The organism is Thalassovita gelatinovora, assembly GCF_001458355.1.
GTDB lineage: Bacteria > Pseudomonadota > Alphaproteobacteria > Rhodobacterales > Rhodobacteraceae > Thalassobius > Thalassobius gelatinovorus.
Genome location: NZ_CYSA01000005.1, coordinates 108126 through 128217, shown reverse-complemented (window position 1 = coordinate 128217; position 20092 = coordinate 108126). Strand labels below are relative to the sequence as shown.

General features: G+C 60.6%; 19 protein-coding genes. 4 read left to right on the top strand and 15 right to left on the bottom strand.

Annotation, left to right across the window (positions count from 1 at the left end; genetic code table 11):
- Window positions 1–13: 13 nt before the first annotated feature.
- The 9 genes from TG4357_RS02375 to TG4357_RS02335 all read right to left on the bottom strand — a co-directional run bounded on the left by TG4357_RS02375 (window position 14) and on the right by TG4357_RS02335 (window position 8437).
- Window positions 14–451: a hypothetical protein gene (locus TG4357_RS02375; RefSeq protein ID WP_058261273.1), complete on the bottom strand. Its 438-nt coding sequence runs from the start codon at window positions 449–451 to the stop codon at window positions 14–16.
- Window positions 452–586: 135 nt separating this feature from the next.
- The gene (locus TG4357_RS02370) at window positions 587–946 is read right to left on the bottom strand and encodes a putative quinol monooxygenase (protein ID WP_058261272.1); all 360 of its coding nucleotides are present in this window, start codon (window positions 944–946) and stop codon (window positions 587–589) included.
- Window positions 947–955: 9 nt separating this feature from the next.
- The gene (locus TG4357_RS02365) at window positions 956–2269 is read right to left on the bottom strand and encodes a TRAP transporter large permease (protein WP_058261271.1); all 1314 of its coding nucleotides are present in this window, start codon (window positions 2267–2269) and stop codon (window positions 956–958) included.
- A 1-nt stretch (window position 2270) separates the two neighbouring features.
- Window positions 2271–2771, bottom strand: coding sequence for a TRAP transporter small permease (locus TG4357_RS02360; protein ID WP_058261270.1), 501 nt, complete (start codon window positions 2769–2771; stop codon window positions 2271–2273).
- Between the two features lie 64 nt (window positions 2772–2835).
- Entirely contained in the window at window positions 2836–3834 is a 999-nt protein-coding gene (locus TG4357_RS02355) for a TRAP transporter substrate-binding protein (protein ID WP_058261269.1), read from the bottom strand.
- A 41-nt stretch (window positions 3835–3875) separates the two neighbouring features.
- Window positions 3876–5114, bottom strand: coding sequence for an acetyl-CoA acetyltransferase (locus tag TG4357_RS02350; protein WP_058261268.1), 1239 nt, complete (start codon window positions 5112–5114; stop codon window positions 3876–3878).
- Window positions 5107–6789, bottom strand: coding sequence for a class I adenylate-forming enzyme family protein (locus TG4357_RS02345; RefSeq protein WP_058261267.1), 1683 nt, complete (start codon window positions 6787–6789; stop codon window positions 5107–5109). The genes TG4357_RS02350 and TG4357_RS02345 overlap by 8 nt, the downstream gene beginning before the upstream one ends.
- Window positions 6786–7727, bottom strand: coding sequence for an NAD(P)H-dependent flavin oxidoreductase (locus tag TG4357_RS02340; RefSeq protein ID WP_058261266.1), 942 nt, complete (start codon window positions 7725–7727; stop codon window positions 6786–6788). The genes TG4357_RS02345 and TG4357_RS02340 overlap by 4 nt, the downstream gene beginning before the upstream one ends.
- On the bottom strand, window positions 7724–8437 hold the full coding sequence (locus tag TG4357_RS02335) for an alpha/beta fold hydrolase (protein WP_058261265.1): 714 nt from the start codon (window positions 8435–8437) through the stop codon (window positions 7724–7726). The genes TG4357_RS02340 and TG4357_RS02335 overlap by 4 nt, the downstream gene beginning before the upstream one ends.
- Before the next feature lie 263 nt (window positions 8438–8700).
- Here TG4357_RS02335 and TG4357_RS02330 point away from each other — a divergent pair, with 263 nt between their 5' ends.
- The 4 genes from TG4357_RS02330 to TG4357_RS02315 all read left to right on the top strand — a co-directional run bounded on the left by TG4357_RS02330 (window position 8701) and on the right by TG4357_RS02315 (window position 12641).
- Window positions 8701–10233 (top strand): carotenoid oxygenase family protein, encoded by a 1533-nt coding sequence (locus tag TG4357_RS02330; protein WP_058261264.1) that lies wholly within the window; start codon window positions 8701–8703, stop codon window positions 10231–10233.
- Between the two features lie 96 nt (window positions 10234–10329).
- Entirely contained in the window at window positions 10330–11322 is a 993-nt protein-coding gene (locus TG4357_RS02325; RefSeq protein WP_058261263.1) for a winged helix-turn-helix transcriptional regulator, read from the top strand.
- A gap of 82 nt (window positions 11323–11404) precedes the next feature.
- Window positions 11405–12238 (top strand): IclR family transcriptional regulator, encoded by an 834-nt coding sequence (locus tag TG4357_RS02320; protein WP_233487414.1) that lies wholly within the window; start codon window positions 11405–11407, stop codon window positions 12236–12238.
- Window positions 12231–12641 carry a PaaI family thioesterase gene (locus TG4357_RS02315; RefSeq protein WP_058261262.1) on the top strand — a complete coding sequence of 137 codons (411 nt, stop codon included), beginning with the start codon at window positions 12231–12233 and terminating at the stop codon, window positions 12639–12641. Before TG4357_RS02320 ends, TG4357_RS02315 begins: the two co-directional genes overlap by 8 nt.
- Before the next feature lie 64 nt (window positions 12642–12705).
- On the opposite strand, the gene TG4357_RS02310 is transcribed toward TG4357_RS02315, so the two are convergent.
- The 6 genes from TG4357_RS02310 to TG4357_RS02285 all read right to left on the bottom strand — a co-directional run bounded on the left by TG4357_RS02310 (window position 12706) and on the right by TG4357_RS02285 (window position 19464).
- Window positions 12706–13260 carry a CIA30 family protein gene (locus TG4357_RS02310; RefSeq protein ID WP_058261261.1) on the bottom strand — a complete coding sequence of 185 codons (555 nt, stop codon included), beginning with the start codon at window positions 13258–13260 and terminating at the stop codon, window positions 12706–12708.
- Window positions 13261–13530: 270 nt separating this feature from the next.
- Window positions 13531–15009, bottom strand: a complete 1479-nt coding sequence (locus TG4357_RS02305; RefSeq protein WP_074646812.1) for a class I adenylate-forming enzyme family protein — start codon at window positions 15007–15009, stop codon at window positions 13531–13533.
- 249 nt (window positions 15010–15258) lie between these two features.
- Window positions 15259–16299, bottom strand: coding sequence for an ABC transporter ATP-binding protein (locus TG4357_RS02300; protein WP_058261259.1), 1041 nt, complete (start codon window positions 16297–16299; stop codon window positions 15259–15261).
- Between the two features lie 9 nt (window positions 16300–16308).
- Window positions 16309–17196 (bottom strand): ABC transporter permease subunit, encoded by an 888-nt coding sequence (locus tag TG4357_RS02295; protein WP_058261258.1) that lies wholly within the window; start codon window positions 17194–17196, stop codon window positions 16309–16311.
- A 10-nt stretch (window positions 17197–17206) separates the two neighbouring features.
- Complete coding sequence (locus tag TG4357_RS02290) at window positions 17207–18088, bottom strand: ABC transporter permease subunit (RefSeq protein ID WP_058261257.1); 882 nt, start codon at window positions 18086–18088, stop codon at window positions 17207–17209.
- Between the two features lie 68 nt (window positions 18089–18156).
- Window positions 18157–19464 (bottom strand): extracellular solute-binding protein, encoded by a 1308-nt coding sequence (locus TG4357_RS02285; RefSeq protein WP_058261256.1) that lies wholly within the window; start codon window positions 19462–19464, stop codon window positions 18157–18159.
- Window positions 19465–20092: the final 628 nt, after the last annotated feature.

The following is a 20092-nucleotide window of genomic DNA, read 5'->3' as shown; positions in this document are numbered from 1 at the left end:
CCCGCCGGTTTCCTCATTCCTTCCAATCCACAAGGTCCAAAGCCTGAGCCGGATCAACGCCCGCCTCTTTTGCCAAGGCCAGCGTCTGCACAATCGCGCCAAGTGCCCGTGCCCGTCCGCCCGCATCAAAGGCTTGAAGCGGTCGCATCACGTCCAGCGTGACGGGGCTTCCCAGCTTTTCGCTGGCCTCTTGGCCGATCATTGCGGCAATCGGCATAAGCCCCCATTGAGCGAGGTGGCGTTGCGCTTCCCTGACCATTGGTCCGGTTGTGCTGACATTGCTTAGACCGGGTAGAACGCCATAGACCATTTCAATACTGGCCCGCGCCGATGCCAGCGTTTCCTTGGTCATGGCCTTGGACGGATCAGGCGATCCATCGCTTGGTTTTAGATCAGTTTGAGGCGCAGGCCCGCCCACCGCCGTCACATTGACCGATTCACGTACCAGCATCTTGCCACGGAACCCACGCGCCAGATCGCTTATGTCTCGGTCCTGAGCCTTAGGGAAGGGAGTTGTGATCTCCTGCTCAGGAATGCGCTGTATGAAACCCACCGAACTCAATTGGCCAGAGCTGTATCGGAGACGTCAGAGCCGCGACAGATACACCGGGTGCAAAGGGGCCAGTGCGGCGCGCGCGGATATGGACGGGGCACCGTAGACCGTCAACCGGCGTGGCGAGACGATGCTGAACATGTGCCGCGCATAGGTCGTGTTGAACGTGTTGATATGGGCCAGAAGCGCCGCGTCGTCGGCATAGGATTCGAGGATGTGGCACCCGGTACCGTCGGCCGTGATGAACCAGTCATACAGCAGGCAGCCCGGTTCGTTGGCCAGCGTCGCTTCGGTCATTTCGTGCATGAGGGCCTCCAGCGCGGGGCGCTGGTCGTCGGGCAGGGCGACTTCCAGAACCCAAGTGATGGCCTCGGAGGGCAGGGTGGTGGGCATGGTGTTTCCTCAATGCGGCAGGTTGAACAGGTTGACCAGGAACAATGACAGGGCCGGAAAGGCAATCAGCAGACCCAAACGCACCAGATCTGCGACGATGAACGGGGCAACCCCGGCATAGATCGTCGACAGCTTGGTTTTTGGCAGCATCGCTTTCATCACGAATACATTCATCCCGATTGGCGGTGTGATCATGCCGATCTCGATCACCATGATCGTCAATACGCCCCACCAGATCGGATCATAGCCATAGCTTAGGATCAGCGGGAACACGAAGGGGATGGTGATCACCATCGATGAAATGGTTTCGAAAATCGAACCGAGGATCAGATACATCACCATCAGCAGCACGACGACCCAGATGCCGGGCAGGCCGGTGTCGCGGATCCCGTTGACCATCAGTTCGGGCAGGCCGGAAATCGTCACCGCGTAGGTAAAGATCGAGGCCCCAATGGTCATCAGGTAGATCATCGAAGTGGTTGCGGCGGTTTCCTGCAATGCCTGCCAGAAGCCGCGCCGGGTCAGACGCCCGCGCAACAGGGCAATGAGGAATGCCAGAAACGCGCCGACCGAAGCCGATTCATTGACCGAAAACACGCCGGCATAGATGCCGCCGGTGACCACGAACATCAACACGACGGCGGCCCAGCCCTGACGCAGAGCCTGCACGAACTCGGACCACGGCTGACGCGTGCCCGCCATGGCCAGGTCGGGATTGCGGCGCACCAGGATCAGGATCGCAAAGACGTGTAGCGACACCGCCAACAGGCCGGGAATCAACGCTGCAACGAACAGTGTCTTGACGAATTGTTCGGTTAGAACCCCGTACAGCACCAGGATGATCGAGGGCGGGATAAGCATCCCCAGCGTGCCACCTGCGGCGATCGAACCGGTGGCGAGGCGTTCGGAGTAATTGCGCTTCATCATCTCAGGCAGGGCGATGCGGGTCATGGTTGTCGCCGTGGCGATCGACGACCCGCAAATCGCACCGAACCCGGCGCAGCCGCCGATCGTCGCGACCGCCAGACCGCCGCGTACATGGCCGATCAGCGCATGGGCTATACGGTAGAGATCAGACGACAACCCGCCGACCGTGGCGAAACTGCCCATCAGCAGGAACAATGGAACGACCGCCAGTTCGGCGCTTCCCACTTTGCCCACCGTTTCAGTGCCAAACAGGGTCATCGCGGGGGCAAGATTGCCGCGGATCATGCCGAAGGTGGCGACGCCAGCGACCCCCATCGCCACGCCGATCGGGACGTGCATCAGGATCAATAGCAGCATCAAACCCAGGCCAAGCAAGCCGATAATATGCGGTTCCATGTCAGGCCTCGTGGTAAGGGGCTGGGCGACCGAGAATTTCGGCCACGGTAACAAAAAGCTGCGCCGGAACGCAGACCCAGAAACAGGCAGTGGCAACCCACCACCACGGTGCGATCGGAAGGTTCAGCACCATGGTGTATTCGTGGCTGGCGCTGACCCGCTGCGCGTGCAGCGTGACGTAATACGCAATCGCCAGGAACATCAGACCGGTCATCAATGCGCCGAACACTTCAAGCGCACGGTTTGCTGCACGCGGCAAGATCGCACCCAGAAAGGTGACCTTGATCTGTCGCCGTTCCAGCAACCCGGCCGGAAAGCACGCGGCGATGATCAGGATCGTCAATAGATGGGCGATGTCGCCCGCGCCGCGGATCGGTTGGCCGCTGATTTCGCGGGTTATGATATCAACGACCGACAAGCCGGAAATCATCAGCAAGAACAGCACGCCGATCATCGCCGCGCCACGGGAAATCAATAAGAACTGTCGTTCAAGACGCTGCACGGCGCCCTCCTGAATCTGGAATGCGGGATACGGGCCGGAGCGTAACCTCCGGCCCGGCAAGGGATCAACGGTTGCGGATATCTTTCAGCTTGGCCTTGTAGGCTTCGATCAGGCCGGGCGATGCGTTTGCCGCCACCATATCGATGACCGGCTGCACCCGCGTCGCGATTTCGGCGCGGTCGGCGTCTTCGGGGATCACCACGGAATGGTCCGCCGAGTCCTGCCAACCTTGAATGTTGCCGTTGATGGCCACGCCATAGTTTTCGATCTGCCGGTCCGCGATGAACTGGCCGCTTTGCGCCAGCAGTTCTTTGGCATGGTCGGACAGCGAGGCGTAGACGTCGCGGTTCATCACGATGGCAAATACCAGTACGCCGAGATTGGCGTCGTAGTGGTTCATCGCAACATCGGCCACGCGGAAGGTCCGGGCGACCGAGGCATCGCTCATCGCGCCGTCGATCAGGCCACGGTCGATGTTTTCGGCCATTTCGCCCGCGCTCATGCTTTGCGGTACGCCGCCCAGGGATTCAATGACGGCGGTCTGGATCTGACCGCCGACGCGGATGCGCATCCCGGACAGGTCGTCGATACTGTTCACCGCGTCGCGGGTGTGCAGCATGTAGGCCCCCGAGGAATACATCGCCACGACATAATAATTTTCGTAGCCATGCAGCAGCCCTTCCTGGTGCATTTCCAGCGATGCCAGCGATCCTTCGCGCACGTCGTTGGCAAAGCCCGGCAATTCGAACATGTCGAAATCGGGGAACACGCCCGGCGTATAGGCCGGGACGGTCAGTGCCAGATCGGCGACGCCATCGGCGACCATCTGTGCCTGGGCGCGCGGATTGCGGCCCAGCGTGCCGCCCGCAAAGAGGGAGATCTGCACGTCATCATTGGTGGCCTCGGCGTTGAACCAGTCCACCCATGGCTGATAGATCTTTTGCACCGTCGGCGACGCGGCCGGCACAAACACCGCGAAGGCCAGATCGCGGGCGTCGGCGACCGAGGCGGTCAGGCTCAGGACAAATCCGGCGGCAAGGCCGGTCAGGTTTTTCTTCAACATTGGTTTCCTCCCTTTTGTTGAAACGGTATTCGTCTGCGGGGTTAGGCACCCCGTCCGACGACAAAAGACGCAATCGTTGTAGTCGAACCGCCAATGTTCAAAAGGCCGACGCGGCGTGCGTCCTCGACCTGGCAGTCGCCCGCCTGGCCGGTGACCTGCCGATAGCCGTCCAACATCATCCGCACGCCGGTCGCGCCGACCGGGTGGCCCAGCCCGATCAACCCGCCCGAGGGATTGATCGGCAGCCGTCCGTCGCGGGCGATGACGCCCTCTTCGACGGCTTTCCAGCTTTCGCCGGGGGCCGTGATTTCATAGCTGTCGATCGCCGCATATTCGGTCATCGCAAAACAGTCGTGGGTTTCGATGGCGTCCAGCGCAAACGGGCTGTCGATGCCGGCGCGGGCGAAACTGTCGCGGATCGCCTTGTTCACTTGCGGCAGAACGAAGCGGTCGTTGCGGCTTTCAGCCAGTTTTTCGGCCAGCATCATCGGTGCGGTGCGGTGGCCCCAACCGTCGATCTTTGCCAGATCGGACAGGGCCAGACCGCGCGCCTTGGCATATTCGGCCGCGCGCTCTGCCGAGGCCAGAAACACCACTGCCGCGCCATCGGTCACCTGACCGCAATCGTTGCGCCTGACGCGGCCTTCGATCACCGGGTTGGCGTCGTCATCTTCGGTGAAGCTGCTGTCGGTAAATTCCCAGTCGCGGGTTTGTGCATAGGGATTGCGTTTGCCGTTGGCATAGTTGATGCGGGCGATTTCGCCCAGGTGATCATAGTTCAGATAGCCGAATTTTTCGGAATAAGCGTCGATCAGATCGGCAAAGGCGGCAGGCCAGACATAGGTCGCGTCGGTCCATTCGCGTTCTGCCCAGGCCGCAGCGCCCAGATGTTCGGCGGCGCGTTGGCCGGGCACGTTGCGCATGTATTCGACGCCCAGAACGGCCACCAGATCATAGCGCCCGGCTTCGATTTCGGCCGTCGCCGCCAGCATCGCCATCGATCCCGAGGCGCAGGCCGCTTCGTGCCGTTGGGTCGGCACCCCGGACAGGTCAGGATGCAGCGAGGCGATGATGCCGCCCAGTTGACCTTGACCGCAGAACAGTTCGGCGACGAAATTGCCGACATGCACGGATTGCAGGTCGCTGGGGTCCAGCCGGGCATTTTGCAGCCCTTCGAACAACACGTCACGCATCATCGCGTCGATGCCCAGCCCTTCGCGGGCCCAATTGCGGGCAAAGTCGGTCTGGGCGCCACCAAGGACGTAAACGGAATCAGGCATTTTGGGCTCCTTGTTGCGCCAGCCATCCGGCCAGCGCTTTGCGGTCGAGTTTCGCCAAAGGCGTACGAGGTAGGGCGTCGAACAGTTCCAGACGTTCGGGCCATTTGAATTTGGCAAGGCCGGCATCGTCGCAAAACGCGGTGACGGTCGGCAGATCCAGCCCGCGCCCCGGTTCCATCACCGCGAACAGGCAGACTTTTTCGCCCATATGTGGATCGGCATAGGCCGCCACGGCGACTTCGCGCACGCCGGGCAGGGCGGACAGCACGTTGTCCAGTTCAACCGGCGCGATCTTCATGCCGCCGCGCACGATCAATTCGCGCGAACGGGCGTGAAACCGGATCAGCGTGCCGCAATCTGAAATCTGGAACAGGTCGCCGGACGGGAAATAGCCATCTTCGGTGAACTTGCTGCGGTCGATCCCCTGGCGTGAATAATACCCCGGCATCAGCGCCGGGCCGTGCAGATGCATTTCGCCCAGGCCACCCGGTTCGGTGATCAGATCACCAGTGGTCGGATCGACAAGCCGGAAGGTGCCGCCATTGGCGGTACGCAGCGCCGGATCCCAATTTTCGTCCCCGTCGCGTGGGAAATAGCTGGCGCGGTGGCGCGGGTTGGGCACGCGCTCGCACGAGGAACACATTTGTGCGCCTTCGTTCGAGCCAAAGAAGTTCACCACCGGCGTGGCGAAGGTTTCTTCGAAGAACAAGAACACTTCGGGGTCGGGCGGCGCCGAGCCGGTTCCGATCGACATCAGCCGGTGCAGTGCCGGGTGTAAATCGGGGTCGCGGGCCTGATCGCGCAGATAGGTCAGGATGGTCGGTGCCACCATCGTATAGCCGATTTCTTCGGACTTGAGCTGCTCCAGGAACACGGCCACGTCGAACGGATGGTGCAAGATCAATGCGCCGGCGGTGCGCATCCAGCACATCAACAGTCCGCCCATCGCGGCGGCGTTGACGAACGGGAACGGGCCCAGAATGTTGGTGCCGTCCGGCAGGTTCAGCAACCGCCACGCGCCTAACGAGCTGGACATCATGTTGTTATGCGTCTTGGGCACCGCTTTGGGTACGCCCTCGGTGCCCGAGGTCCAGAATACCGCGAAGATGTCATCCGCATCGAGCGCCACCGGAGCCGGCGGTTTGCCGGGGGCTGCGGTGTCGATCCGGGTCACGCCCGCTGGCAAGCCGTCGCCGATCCCCAGCCGCTGCACGCTGTCGGGCAGGGCGTCGTTGCGTTCGGCAAAATAATCCTGCCCCTTGAACCGACCGACCGAAATATAGGCGTCGAACGCCGCGACCTGTGACAGGTCGTGCAATTCGGCGCTGCGATAGGCCAGCGATACCGGGCTGAGCACCGCGCCGATCTGCGACACGGCCAGATAGATCAGGATCATTTCAGAAATGTTGGGCAGTTGCGTTGCGACCAGCGCGCCCGGTCCGATGCCCTGTGCCTGCAAGATCGCGGCGTAGCGATCGACCTCGGCGCGCATCTGCGCATAGGTCAGGCGGCGCGGTGCACCCTCGAAAATTTCGGCGCGGTTTGGCGCATCGACCAGACCCAGCCGGTCAGGCACCCGCGCACAGGTCGCCGCGAACATTTCTGGCAGAGTCAGTTCGCCCCATTGGCCCTCGGCGCGATAGCGAGCGTGGTCATCGGTGGAAAACAGGTTCATGCACACAACTCCCGCCCGCGCGCCCGCGCGGCCTCATATTCGCGCCCCAACCGGTCGACGATCAGTGCCGCCGGTTCTACGCGTTCAACCTTGCCGACCCCCTGGCCGGCGCCCCAGATCCCCGACCATGGCTTGACCGTCTCGTCCTTGCGGCCGGTGAAGTTCATCTTGGCGACTTTGAATTCCAATTCCGCCGGGTCAAGCCCGCGGGCGATCATCGACGGTTTCAGCATCGATGCCCGCGCACCGGTAAAGGCGCGGGTGACCAGGAGATCCGTCGCGCCGCAGTCGACGCACATCTGGCGGTACTCTTCTGACGCCATGTTTTCCTCGGCGGCAAGGAAACTGGTGCCCAGATAGCCGAAATCGGCGCCCAGCACCTGTGCCGCCAGAATCGCTTCACCGGTGTTGATCGCCCCGGCCAGTGCGATATAGCCGTCAAAGAACTGGCGCACGCGTTCGACAAAGACAAGCGGGCTGAGATCGCCGGTATGTCCGCCGGCCCCAGAACAGACCAGTACCAGACCATCGACCCCGGCGGCCGCGGCTTTTTTCGCCAGATCGACCGATATCACATCCGCGAACACCAGCCCGCCATAGTCATGCACCGTGGGAAGCACCGGTTTGGGGCTGCCCAGGGCGGTAATCACCACGGGGGGGTGATATTTTGCCACCTGTTGCAGGTCGCCCTCCAGCCGCGGGCTGGTCGAATGTGTTACAAGGTTCAGCGCCCAGGGCGCGTCCTGCGGTGTCAGCCGGTTGGTGATTTCGGCCATCCAGTCGCCCAGTTCTTCGCTGGTGCGCAGGTTTGGGGCCGGAAAGCTGCCGACGATGCCCGCCTTGCAGCAGGCGACCACCAGATCGGGGGTCGACACCAGAAACATCGGTGCGGCAATCGCGGGCAGGCGCAGGGCGCGCAGCCGGTCTTTGATGGTCATTGCGCTTGGTCCTCCAGGGTCAGACAATCGTCAAGAAATGTGCGCAGGTGCCGGGCAACGAGATCGGGTGTTTCCAACACCGGCATGTGGCCGACCCCGTCCAGCGCCACGAACCGGCCATTCGGCACGGTTTCTGCCACTGCACGCCCGGCGCCGAGCGGGGTCGAGGTGTCTTCGGTTCCGGTGATCACCAGCACCGGACAGAGGATATCCGCCAGCGCGGCGGTCTGATCGGGCCGTTCGGCCAGCGCGGCCTGATGCATGGCAAAGGTATCCACGCCCTGCGATTCGGTCATTCGCCGGATCGTGGCGCGCAATGCGGGGTCGGCGCGGCGGGCCGGGGACAGCATCGAATCTGCCACTGAATCGGCCAGTGCCGCTTCGCCTTCGCGCGCGGCCCAAGCAGCGACCTTGACGCGCAGAGCGGCGGCGCGCGGGGTGTCGGCCGCGGCGGTGGTGCCAATCAGGACGAGCCCCTTAACCCGTGCCGGGAACTGTCGTGCCACGGCCAGCGCCAGATAGCTGCCCATCGACATGCCGACCAGCACCGCCGCGTCAGGCAGTTGCGCAACGATCTGAGCCACCATCGCATCGAACGACGCGACGCGCGGCACCGGCAACACCTGCGCCGGTTCGTCCATTCCTGCCAGTACCGGGTCAAACACCCCGGTGTCGCATAGCAATCCCGGCAGACACACCATTTGCAGCATTTCGGTTCCTCCTCCCAACTTGACGTTATTGCTAGACTGCTATTTGGCGGACAGTCAAGAGAAAAGCATGAATTTCAGAATGATGTTTTGTATATCGGAACGGAATGGGCTGGTTTTCACAGCTATATTGCGACAAACCCCGCATTTCTGGCCTGTTCAGGGCTGATTTCACCCGATTTAGGTCTCGATATGCAAAGAAAGCTTGACGCGCGGCGGAGCATTTCCGATAACTAGTCTAGTTAAGCAGATATAAGGAGCGCATCATGTCCCACGAACCCTCTCTCGCCGTGACCGCCGCGAACGTGCGGATGTTTGCACCCGACGGCACACCCCCGCCCGATGCGCCCGACTGGATCCGGCACTTCGATCACCCTTATCTGCATGGCGCTTTCGCACCGACCGATATTGAATACGAAGCCGAGGATCTGGAGGTTGAAGGTGAAATTCCCGCCGATCTGTGCGGTGCCTATGTGATGAACGGCCCGTCGCAGCGATTCGAGCCGGTCAATGAAAAATACCATTACTATGACGGCGACGCGCAGTTGCGGGCGATCTATTTCCGTGACGGCAAAGCGACGTTCAAACAGAAATACCTGCACAACGGTGCCTTCATCGTCGAGGATAAGGCTGGCAAGGCGATCTGGCCGGGGCTGGCTGGTCCCTATGATTTCCGGCTGCCCGGTTCGCCGATCAAGGATGTGTCGAACACCGACGTGATCTTTTACAACGGTAAGATCCTGTCGCTTTGGTACATGGCCGGCGACCCGTATCAGGTCGATCCGCTGACGCTGGAAACCGTGGGGCGCGAAACCTTGGGTGGCAATCTCAGCCATTCGGTTTCGGCGCATTCGAAAACCGACCCGTTCAGCAAGCAGATGTTCTTTTTCAACTACCAGGACGAGCCGCCATACATGTCTTATGGCATGGCCAACGCCGACGGGACGCTGAATTTCGACATCGACATCGATCTGGCTGGTCCGCGGTCGCCGCATGATATGGGGCTGACCGAAAACTACGCGATCCTGCACGATCTGCCGTTCTATCACGACGTTGACCTGCTGAAGAAATTCGGCCGCCGGGTGATGGGATTTCATCGCGATCAGCCGGCCCGGTTCGGGCTGATCGACCGCTTTGGCCGGTCGGATAAGGTGCAATGGTTCGAAGCCGAGCCGTGCTATATCCTGCATATCGCCAACAGCTGGGAAGAGGGCGACTGGGTTCATATGGTCGGTTGCCGGCAGGAAGACCCGATGCCGGTCAAGGATCCTGCCGATCATCATCTTGCGTCGATGATGTCGTATCGCCGCCGCACCCATATCCTGTATCGCTGGAGCTTCAACACAAAGACCGGCGCGGTCAGTGAAGGCCCGATGGACGACCGCAACACCGAGTTCCCGACGGTCAACACTAATTTCGTCGGTCGCAAGACGCGTTATTCCTATAATCAGGTTATCCCGATCCCGCATGAAGGGTCGTTGGAAGGGCGCTGCCAGACCTTCAATGCGATGGTGCGCTATGATCTCGAAACCGGCGAAACCCAGCGCTATGATTACGGCGACGGGGTCTATGGTTCGGAAGCGCCGGTCGCCCCGGCGCATGGCGCGACGACTGCCAGCGACGAAGGCCGGGCCTATCCGGTGACGTTCATCACCGACACCAACGACTGGTCGTCGTACTGCCTGATCTTTGACGCTGACGATATCACCAAGCCGATCGCCAAGGTGAAAATCCCCCGGCGGATTTCCATCGGGTTTCACACCACCTGGATTGATGGGGCGGATATCTGGGCCGCGTGATCGCCATGAAAGCCCGCAGATCCGGCGGGCATACGGGGACGGCTGGTTGCCTTGGGCAGCTGGCCGTGCTTGAATCGCGGAGAAAGGATACCCCCCTTGAGCAACCGCGTGACCGACCCCGATACCCAGCCCGACTCCGGCTCGAATTCTGGCCCCGACAGTGGTGCGGAAACCGGCCCGCCAGCCACCGCGCTCAGGCGGGCGCTGCGCATTCTGGGCGATCCGTGGACGATGCTGATCCTCAAGGAAGCCTACAACGGGACGCGGCGTTTCAACGACTTTCAGCGCAGCCTGAACATTCCCCGCCAGACCCTGTCCTTGCGGTTGTTGCATCTGTGCCGCGAACAGTTGCTGTATCGCCGCTTTACCAGCCCGGCGCAGGGCGCGCTGGACTATGCGCTGACAGCCAAGGCGCAGGATTTGCAGGATGCGATGTATGCCGTTTGGCTGTGGCACCAGGCCAATCCGGGGCAGGCCGATTTTCTGCCGTTCGACATCGTGCACCGCGATTGCGGCCATGTCATCGGCGCGACCTGGCGTTGCACCAGTTGCCGGGGGGCTGTCACCAGTTCAAGCGTCACCATTCACCGAAGCCAGCCCGAACAGATCGAAACCGAACCCCGGCCGCGCCTGTCGCGGCGCAACGACGCCAGTTTTACCGCTGCGTCCTCGCAGGAACGTGGAACGGTGGCCGCGTCGCTTGTCGGCGATCCGGCCTGCAACGAGATCCTGTATCTGTTGTTTCAGCAACCGCGCCACATGCTGGGCATCGCGCAGGATTTGGCGTTGGGGGCCAGTATCGTACGCGACCGGCTGGACAAACTGATGGATCTGGGGCTGGTGCAGGAAGAGGCACAGGGCCGGCGGTTGCTTTATTCTATCCTGCCGCGCGCCGAAGGGTTTTTGCCGCTGCTGCTGGCGATCGCCGATTGGGGCGACCGTTGGTGCAACGCTGGCCAGCCACCGCCCGACCTGCGGCTGCACGATTGCGGCGAGATCCTGCGCGCGGCCTATGCCTGCGACCATTGCGGCGGCTGGATCGGGCGCGATTCGCTGTTCATCCGGCCGCGCCAGCCGGTACCGGAATAAGTCGACGGTTGCCGACCGAACTACGGAACGATATTCTGACCCTCGAAACCGTGCCGCGCCACTGCGCGGAACCGGAGGCCGCGTGACCAATAACGATCATAAAGAGAACCGCACCCTGTCCGGCAATTTGCTGGATGATCCAAGCGATCCCAAGTTCGTCACCGCGCTGGCGCGCGGGCTGGCGTTGCTGCGGGCGTTTCGCGATGATGAAGTTTATCTGTCCAACCAGAGCTTTGCCACCCGCACCGGCCTGCCCAAGACCACGGTCACCCGGTTGACCTATACATTGTGCAAGCTGGGCTATCTGGTGCAGGGCGATCCGGGCGGTGAATACCGGCTGGGACCTGGCGTGCTGACCCTGGGCCACGGCGTTTTGGCGGGAATGGAAATCAAGGACCGCGCGCAGCTGGAACTGGCCGATATCTGCCGCGGTGACAATCCGCATGTGGCCGCCGCGCTGGGGGAACGCTTTGGCCAGTCGGTGGTGTATCTGGCGACGCATCGTTCGCCGAATTCGGTGTCGATGGTGTTCCATCTGGGGGCGCAGGTGCCGCTGTTCTATAGCTCGATCGGCCGCGCGATCCTGATGGGCCTGCCCGAAGATGAACAAGACGCACTGCTGGACGATGCGTTGCGCGCCGCAGAGCCGGCCGACCATCTTCGCCTGAAAGCCGGGCTGAGCCGGGCGCGTGACGATTTTACGCGCTACGGATTTTGCACCTCGTTCAGTGATTGGCGTAAGGAAATCAACGGTATAGCCGTACCGGTCCGCGCCGCACAGGGCGGATCTCTCTATGCGATCAACGTCGGTGGTTTCGCATTTCTCAACCCCGCAGAAACCCTTATCGACATCTATGCGCCGCGCCTGATTCAGGCGGCGCAAACTCTTAGTCAAAGGCCCCAGATTGATGCGTGACGATCCTTCCCTCTATACTTCCAGTACCCAAGGCTTCATGGCGCTTCTGGGGGCGCACAAGACCGGCTATTCCGACGGGTACGCCCGGTTCGAGCTGGATATCGGTCCGCAGCTTCTGAACCCGATGGGCATCCCGCATGGCGGGGTTTACGCGTCGGTGCTGGATACCACTTTGGGGTCTTCCGGCTGCTGGGAAGGCAGTCCCGACAGCTTCCGCCCCTCGGTCACGTTGAACCTGAACGTCAATTACCTGGCGAAGCCGCGCGGGTCGCATCTGATCTGCGAAGCCCGGCGCGTCGGTGGTGGTAAATCGATCTATTTTTCCGAAGGCGAAATCCGCGACGATACCGGCATCGTCCTTGCCCGTGCTTCGGGGTCGTTCAAGGTGGTGCCGCGCCGCTAGGGCATTCGGGTCTGATCGGCTGGGCGGATAGTGCCCCGCTGTTCTCAAGGACGCGTTCCTTGCCTCAATAAACCCCTATGGCGCGCACAGACAGGTCTGCGTCGTGGTCTCGTCCGAAGGCAACGACGGCAATGCTGCGCACGTCTGAAACCCTGAAGGATCGGGACAGGAGCCCACCGTAAGGAGCGAATGACTCGAACGGAATGCGCACTTCCTGCCAAGTTTGCGAAGCGTCGAATTCACCTTGATACAATTGCCATGGCAAGATGGTCCACCTTGTCCTGAGGTGCACGTAATAGGGTTGATCGTTGCCGCGCACCGTCAAAACGATGCCTTGCGACGTGTTGGACAATGGTGCATCCAGCATCATGCGGGCCTGAATGAAGCCGCCGCGATTGGCGGTGCTGACGCGACCGGTTAACCGCAGGACGGGCGCCTCATCAACTGTCTCGAAGGTCACTCTGCCCTCGGAGACGCCGCCCATGACCTGATCGCTGAAGTAATTCCAACGGGTGGGGTCAGACACCGAAAAGTGGATCATGTCATCCTCGGCAAAGCCAGACGTTGGAACCAACAGGGCGACGACCACCGCCAAGCTGCGCAAGTTCAGTGAAAGCATGTGTTCCCCCCGATGTCCTCAAGAGGTGGTAGGGCCGAGTGGGAAATGCAACGGCTGTGGACCGTTTGTCGCAATTGCGGGGATCGTCGCCATCGACAAGATCGCGAGCGAAGCTTGTGATCGCTGTATTGCAGCTCTGACGGCGTGCGTGGTCGTGGCGCTCCGGTGACGAACCTGTCCCGTAATGCGTCCTTTCAAGCCGAAGACAGGCCCGAGACAGGATCGCACCATCAAAGCCTGATATCAGACACCCAGGGCGTTTTGGCCCGATCAGCCGGGCGGGGCGAATTGCGCGACCAGCGCGGGCTTGTGTAGCTTGCCCGCCGAAGTCAGCGGCATGGACGGCACCACGATGATGTGCTGCGGCTGCTTGTAGGCTGCAAGCCGGTTGCGCAGATGCGCGGCGATGGCGGCGGCGTCGGTGCTGCCGTCGGTGGTGACAAAGGCCAACACCTCTTCGTTGCCCGCAATCGCGCGCCCGGCCACCGCCGCCTGTAGCACACCGGGGCAGGCCATCAGCGCCGCTTCGACCTCGGGCGGGTAGACGTTGAAGCCCGAGCGGATGATCAATTCCTTGCTACGCCCCACCAGATGCAGTGCGCCATCCGGGTCGATCCGCGCCAGATCGCCGGTGCGCAGGAACCCGTCGGCGGTCATTGCCTCGGCGCTGGCCTGCGGATTGTGGTAATAGCCCAGCATCACGCCCGGCCCGCGAAATTGCAACTCGCCCACGCCATCGGTACCGGCATCGTCGATGCGCGCTTCGCAATCCGGATAGACATAGCCGATCGAGCCATCCGTCCGCCGCGGTCCGAACACCGTCGAGGCGACGCCCGGCCCGGCTTCGGTCAGACCGTAGCCGTTGTTCAGGGGCAGCCCAAATTGCGCTTCGATCCGCGCCTTCAACGCCGGGTCCAGCGGTGCCCCGCCCGAACCAACCATGCGCAGGCGGGGGGCCACCAGGGCGGCTTCACCCGTTTCGGTCCGGCGCAGGATCTGGTCGAACATCGCGGGCACACCGGTCACTACCGAGCCGCCTTCGGCCAGCGCGTCCAGCATCCCGTCAACGCTGAACCGCGCCATCAGTCGCACCGTCGCACCAGCCGACAGCCCGGCCAGCAACGCGGTGGACAGGGCCATGATATGGGTGCAGGGCAGCGCCAGCAAAATCACGTCGTCGGGCGCAAAGTTTCGGGCCTGCGCCATCACTTGCGCGTTGAACATCAGGCTGGCATGCGACAGCATCACCCCTTTGGGCGCGCCGGTGCTGCCGGAGGTATAGACCAGTGCCGCCACCTGGGTTTCGGGGCTGTCTTGTACCGTTTCGGCCTGCGCGGCGGGATCGGCCTGCAGCCGCAGCGGGTGGCCCAGAACCTTGGGGCCTGTCACGGCGCCCAACCGGGTGGCATGAGTGTCCGCCGCGGTCGACGCCACGTCGGTGAACAGCGTCAGGCGCGGCCCGGCGTCAGCGCGGATCGCGTCCAGTTCAGGGGCGGTGACGCGCGCGTTCAATGGCACGCACCAAGCCCGCAACCGCATTGCGGCAAGGAAGGCTGCCGCCAGCAAGGCGCAGTTTTCCGCCACCACCAGCACCCGGTCGCCGGGCTGCACGCCGTGGGTGCGCATCGCATCTGCGGCGGCATCAATCGCCGCGTTCAGTGCCCCAAAGGTGATTGCGGTGCCATCGTGATCGATGATCGCCCGTGTATCCGCCGGTTTTCCGCTGATCAGGTCGTCTAGCCAGTGCATCATATCCTCCCTCTGTTACGGGTTGGTAACGCACAGCGGCAATGGGGGTCAAGATGAATGGAACTATGTTCCGTATGTCGGAATTGCCTGACTGTTTGATCAAGTGGCGAAGGGCGGCGGCCTGAACCGCGTTCATCGCGGGGATTTCCGCCAGCAATCCGCGATGGGCCGCAGCGGTTCGCGGCGCTGTCAGACTACGATTTCTGTCCGTAGCGGCGACGGCAGGCAGGGTCGTGCAGGTTTTGGTGATCACAAGGCTTTCCCCGTTTCGGGGTCGAACAGGCAACAACAGTCGGGTTTTATCGCAATGCGGGTGGCACCGGGTGTGGCCGCGACATCTTTGCCGACATGGATGGTGAAATCCTGATCCGCCAGCTGGCCATGAAGCAAGCGATGCGCCCCGAGTTCTTCGACGATGTCCACGTGGAAATGGATCGGGGCGTCATCGTGTATTTCCACGTCTTCGGGGCGGATACCCAAGGTGATCGCACCGGTGCCCTGAGCCGGGGCGAGGGCGGTATTGCCGTTGATCATGATCTGACCGTCCGCTAGCCGCGCGTCGATCAGGTTCATCGGCGGAGCGCCCATGAAGCTTGCCACGAAGGTCGAGGCCGGCGCGTGGTAGATTTCGGCCGGGGTACCGATCTGTTCGATCCGACCTTCGTTCAACACGATGATCCGATCCGCCATGGTCATTGCTTCAACCTGATCGTGGGTGACATAGATCGAGGTCACGCCAAGACGGCGTTGCAGCGCTTTGATTTCGATCCGCATCTGGTGGCGCAGCTTTGCATCGAGATTGGACAGCGGTTCATCGAACAGGAACAGGGCCGGATCGCGTACCACCGCGCGGCCCATTGCGACGCGTTGGCGTTGGCCCCCCGACAATTGGCTGGGTTTGCGATCGAGATAGTCCGTCAGGTTCAGCATTTTCGCCGCTTCCTGCACTTTGGATTCAATCATGTCCGCCGGTATCTTGCGGTTCTTCAACCCGTACCCGATGTTTTTGCGCACGGTCATATGCGGATACAAAGCGTAGTTTTGAAACACCATCGCGATGTCGCGATCGGCCGGGTCGACGTGATTGACCTGCCGATCGTTGATCGACAACACGCCTTCGGTGATGTCTTCAAGCCCGGCGACCATGCGCAGAAGGGTGGATTTTCCACAGCCCGACGGGCCGACCAGAACCACGAATTCGCCATCGGCGATGTCGAAACTGGTGGGGGTAACGGCTTCGTACCCGTTGGCGTAAATTTTGCGGATATTGTTCAGGGAGACCTGAGCCATGGGACGTCCTTATTTATCAGATTCCGTCAGGCCCTTGACGAACCAGCTTTGGAAGAAAATGACGACCGCTACCGGGGGCAGGATCGCAATGAGGGCCAGCATATTGGCGCGGCCATATTCGGGGATGTTGGTCCCTTCCAGATCCTGAGTGATCTGCTTGATACCACGCACCAGCGTATACATGTCTTCGTCGGTGGTGATCATGGTGGGCCACAAGTATTGGTTCCAGCCATAGACGAACATGATGATGAACATCGCGGCGATCATGGTTTGCGACAGTGGTGCCAGGATATCGATGAAAAACTTGACGGGGCCTGCGCCATCGATGCGGGCGGCTTCGACCAGTTCTTCGGGCACGGAGCGGAAAAACTGGCGGAAGAAAAACGTCGCGGTGGCCGATGCGATCAGCGGCACGATCAGCCCGGTATAGGTGTTCAGCAAGCCCAGTTTCTGCGCGATTTCGTAGGAGGGCAGAATGCGCACCTCGAGCGGCAAAAGCAGCGTGGTAAAGATCAGCCAAAAGGCCAGCGTCGCAAAGCGCAGTCGGAAATAGACCAGCGCGTAAGCCGCCATCATGCCGATGATGATTTTGCCCAGGGCAAAGCCCAGCCCGAGGATCATCGAATTGATCAGCATCGACATGCCGGTGTTTTCGCCGGAAAATCCCGACGCCTTGACCATCGCGTCTTTCAGGTTGTCGTCGAACTGACTGCCGATCACCAGTTGGGGACCGTTTTTCATGGTTTCAACGTCGGTCGTTGTGGTGGTTTGCAGCACGATCAGCAAAGGGATCAGCAGGAACAGAGAGCCGGCAATCAGCACCGCATGATCCAGCAGGCGGGACCATCTGATCCGGCGGGTGGGTGCCGCGATTGTGGTGTTCGATAGATTGGTCATTTCCGGTCCCTCAGGTATAGTGGATACGGCGTTCGACCAGCCGGAACTGAAACACCGTCAGTGCCAGAACCAGCACCATCAAAACCACGGATTGTGCCGAGCTACCGCCCAGATCATTGCCGCGGAACCCGTCGACATAGACTTTGTAGACAAGAGTCATCGGGTTGTTGCCCGGTTCGCCTTTTACCAGCGTGTCGATGATGCCGAACGTGTCGAAAAGCGCGTATGTGATGTTGATGATCAACAGGAAAAATCCGGTGGGTGCGAGCAGTGGGAAAGTCACGTCCCAAAAGCGACCCGAGGCGGACCGATTGTCGATCAGCGCCGCTTCGCGCACTGATTTCGGAATCGATTGCAGCCCGGACAGGAAGAAGATGAAATTCACCGGCACCTGTTTCCAGACCGACACGATGACCATGGCGGTGGCGGTATCGTTGAAGTTCACCCCCAGTTTGAAATCCCAGCCGATGGCGCGCGCAATGTCCGTCAGCGGCCCCCAGCTTTGGTTGAACATGAGCAACCCGATGAACCCCGCGACCGGCGGCGCAACGGCATAGACCCACATCAAAAGCGTGCGATAGGTTCGGGCCCCGCGGATCACTGTATCGGCCTTGACCGCAAGCAGCAGGGCAAGCGCCAGAGAAAAGAAGGTGACCAACAGGGTGAATACCACGGTGAATCGGGTGATTTTCAGGTATTCCGAGCTTTGGGCGAGGTCGGTGTAGTTTTCCAAACCCACATAGGTGGAGCCAAAGCCAAACGGATCCTGAAGGTAGAATGACGACTGCAGAGCATGGACTGCAGGCCAGTAGAAAAACACCGCGATGATCAACAGCTGTGGAACCAGCAGCAGTATCGGCAGCCAAGTGGTGGTAAAGCCTGCGCGCTTCATGATGGAATCTCCGGGACCGAAAAGACGGCCGCAGAAGCTGCGACCGTCGGTGTTATAAGTGTCCGTGTTCAGCTTTGAGTCTTGGCGAACCGCGCCAGCAGCTGGTTGGCTTCTTTTTCGATGTTGTTGAACGCGTCTTCGACCGACGTTTCACCGGTCAGGATGCGGCCGTATTCACGGTTCATCACGTCACGGATTTGAACGTAGAACCCCATGCGATAGCCTTTGGTGTTTTCACCGGCAGGCAAGGACAGTTGCAGGATGCCGACTTCGGCGGCAGGTGCGCGGTCATAGTGACCGTCTGCTTTGGCCATTTGGTAAGCGGCTTTGGTGATCGGCACATAGCCGGTTTCCTGGTGCCAGAAATATTGGGTTTCGGGCTTGGTCAGGAATTCAAAGAACGCAGCGGTCGCTTTGTTTTCAGCCGCGTCTTTGCCCGCCATTGCGAACAGCGATGCACCGCCGATGAAGGTTTGTTTAGGTTCGGATGTCACGGATTCCCAGTAAGGCAGGTAGGTGGCCGAAAATTCAAATGGCAGGTCTTTTTTCGACAGGCCGCCGAACGACCCCGAAGACCCGAGCCAGATCGCGACTTTGCCGTCTTCGAAAGGCGTTTGGTTGTCGCCCCAGCCGGTACCGAACCATTCGAAATAACCATTCTTCTGCCATTCGGTCACGGCAGTGAAATGGGCTTTGATCGCGTCGTTATTGACCAGGATTTCGGTGCCTTCGGCGCCGTCATACCCATTGTCGTTGGTGGCAAATGGCAGGTTGTGACGCGACATGAAGTTTTCGGTGAAGATCCACGGCAGGTGCGACTGCGACAGCGCGGTGTAACCCGCTTCTTTCAGGGCAGGAGCGGTTATCGACTGGAATTCTTCCCAGGTCTTGGGCGCGGTCACGCCTGCTTTTTCCAGCGCGTCCACGTTGTAATACATAACCGGCGAGGACGAATTGAACGGCATGCCGATCATTTTTCCTTCGCTGTCGGCGTAGAAGTAGCGCACGCCGGAAATGTATTCATTGATGTCAAAGGCAGCGCCATTGTCGGTCAGCAGATCCTGAACCGGAATAGTTGCCCCTTTGGCACCGATGACAGTGGCGGCGCCAGCGTCAAAAACCTGAAGGATGTTGGGCTGTTCGCCAGCGCGGAACGCGGCGATGCCAGCAGTCAGGGCTTCTTCGTAGGTGCCTTTGAAAACTGGGGTGATCTGGTAATCGTTTTGCGAGGCGTTGAAATCCTCGGCAATTTTGTTGACGGTTTCGCCCAAGGCACCGCCCATAGCGTGCCACCAAGTAATGTTGGTTTCGGCAAATGCCACGTTCGCCGTCATGGCGAAGGCAGCAGCGGCCACGCTGATCTTGAAATTCTTCATCTCGATACTCCGGTTCGATTGGTGCCCGTAGGGGGCAGAGGGCGTCGTTGCGCCCTAGAAGTTTCGGGACCACGGCCCCTGCGGATAGCGAAACACAAAGGATGGCAGCCATCCTTTGCGTGTGATGTGCAGCGGTTGCGCACCGGTGTTCAGGTAGTCGGGAGGTGTGACAGTTCGATGAAGCTTTTTCTTCAGTTATGTCAAAATTGTCCGTAAAAACCGTGGCTTGACCCTAAGTAACGCCCATGGATCGAGATGTCGGCGCGGGGCAGTTTAGGCCGGTGCAGACGTAGTCCGTCACGAAATCAAGGGGGCCAGCCGGATCGAACAAGGATCAACCATGCCGCAAATGCGGTATGGCTTGACGAGACGCACCAGAGTGAACTTCAAATGATTGGACCACGCCACCCTGTCCGAAACCGATGAAATCGGTCGCGGAAAACGGATGGGATCGGGAGCCCGAATAGAGTTGGGAGATTTCGTATTCTTGTACTTGAATTTGAATTATCAAGGTCGGCACATGGACAGTTTACTGTGTGTATTCTTCTGGTCATGTGAAGGGGCGTCATTCATGAGGAAATAGACGCGAAGTTAAGAATCCATTTTTATATATTTATATATGTGAATG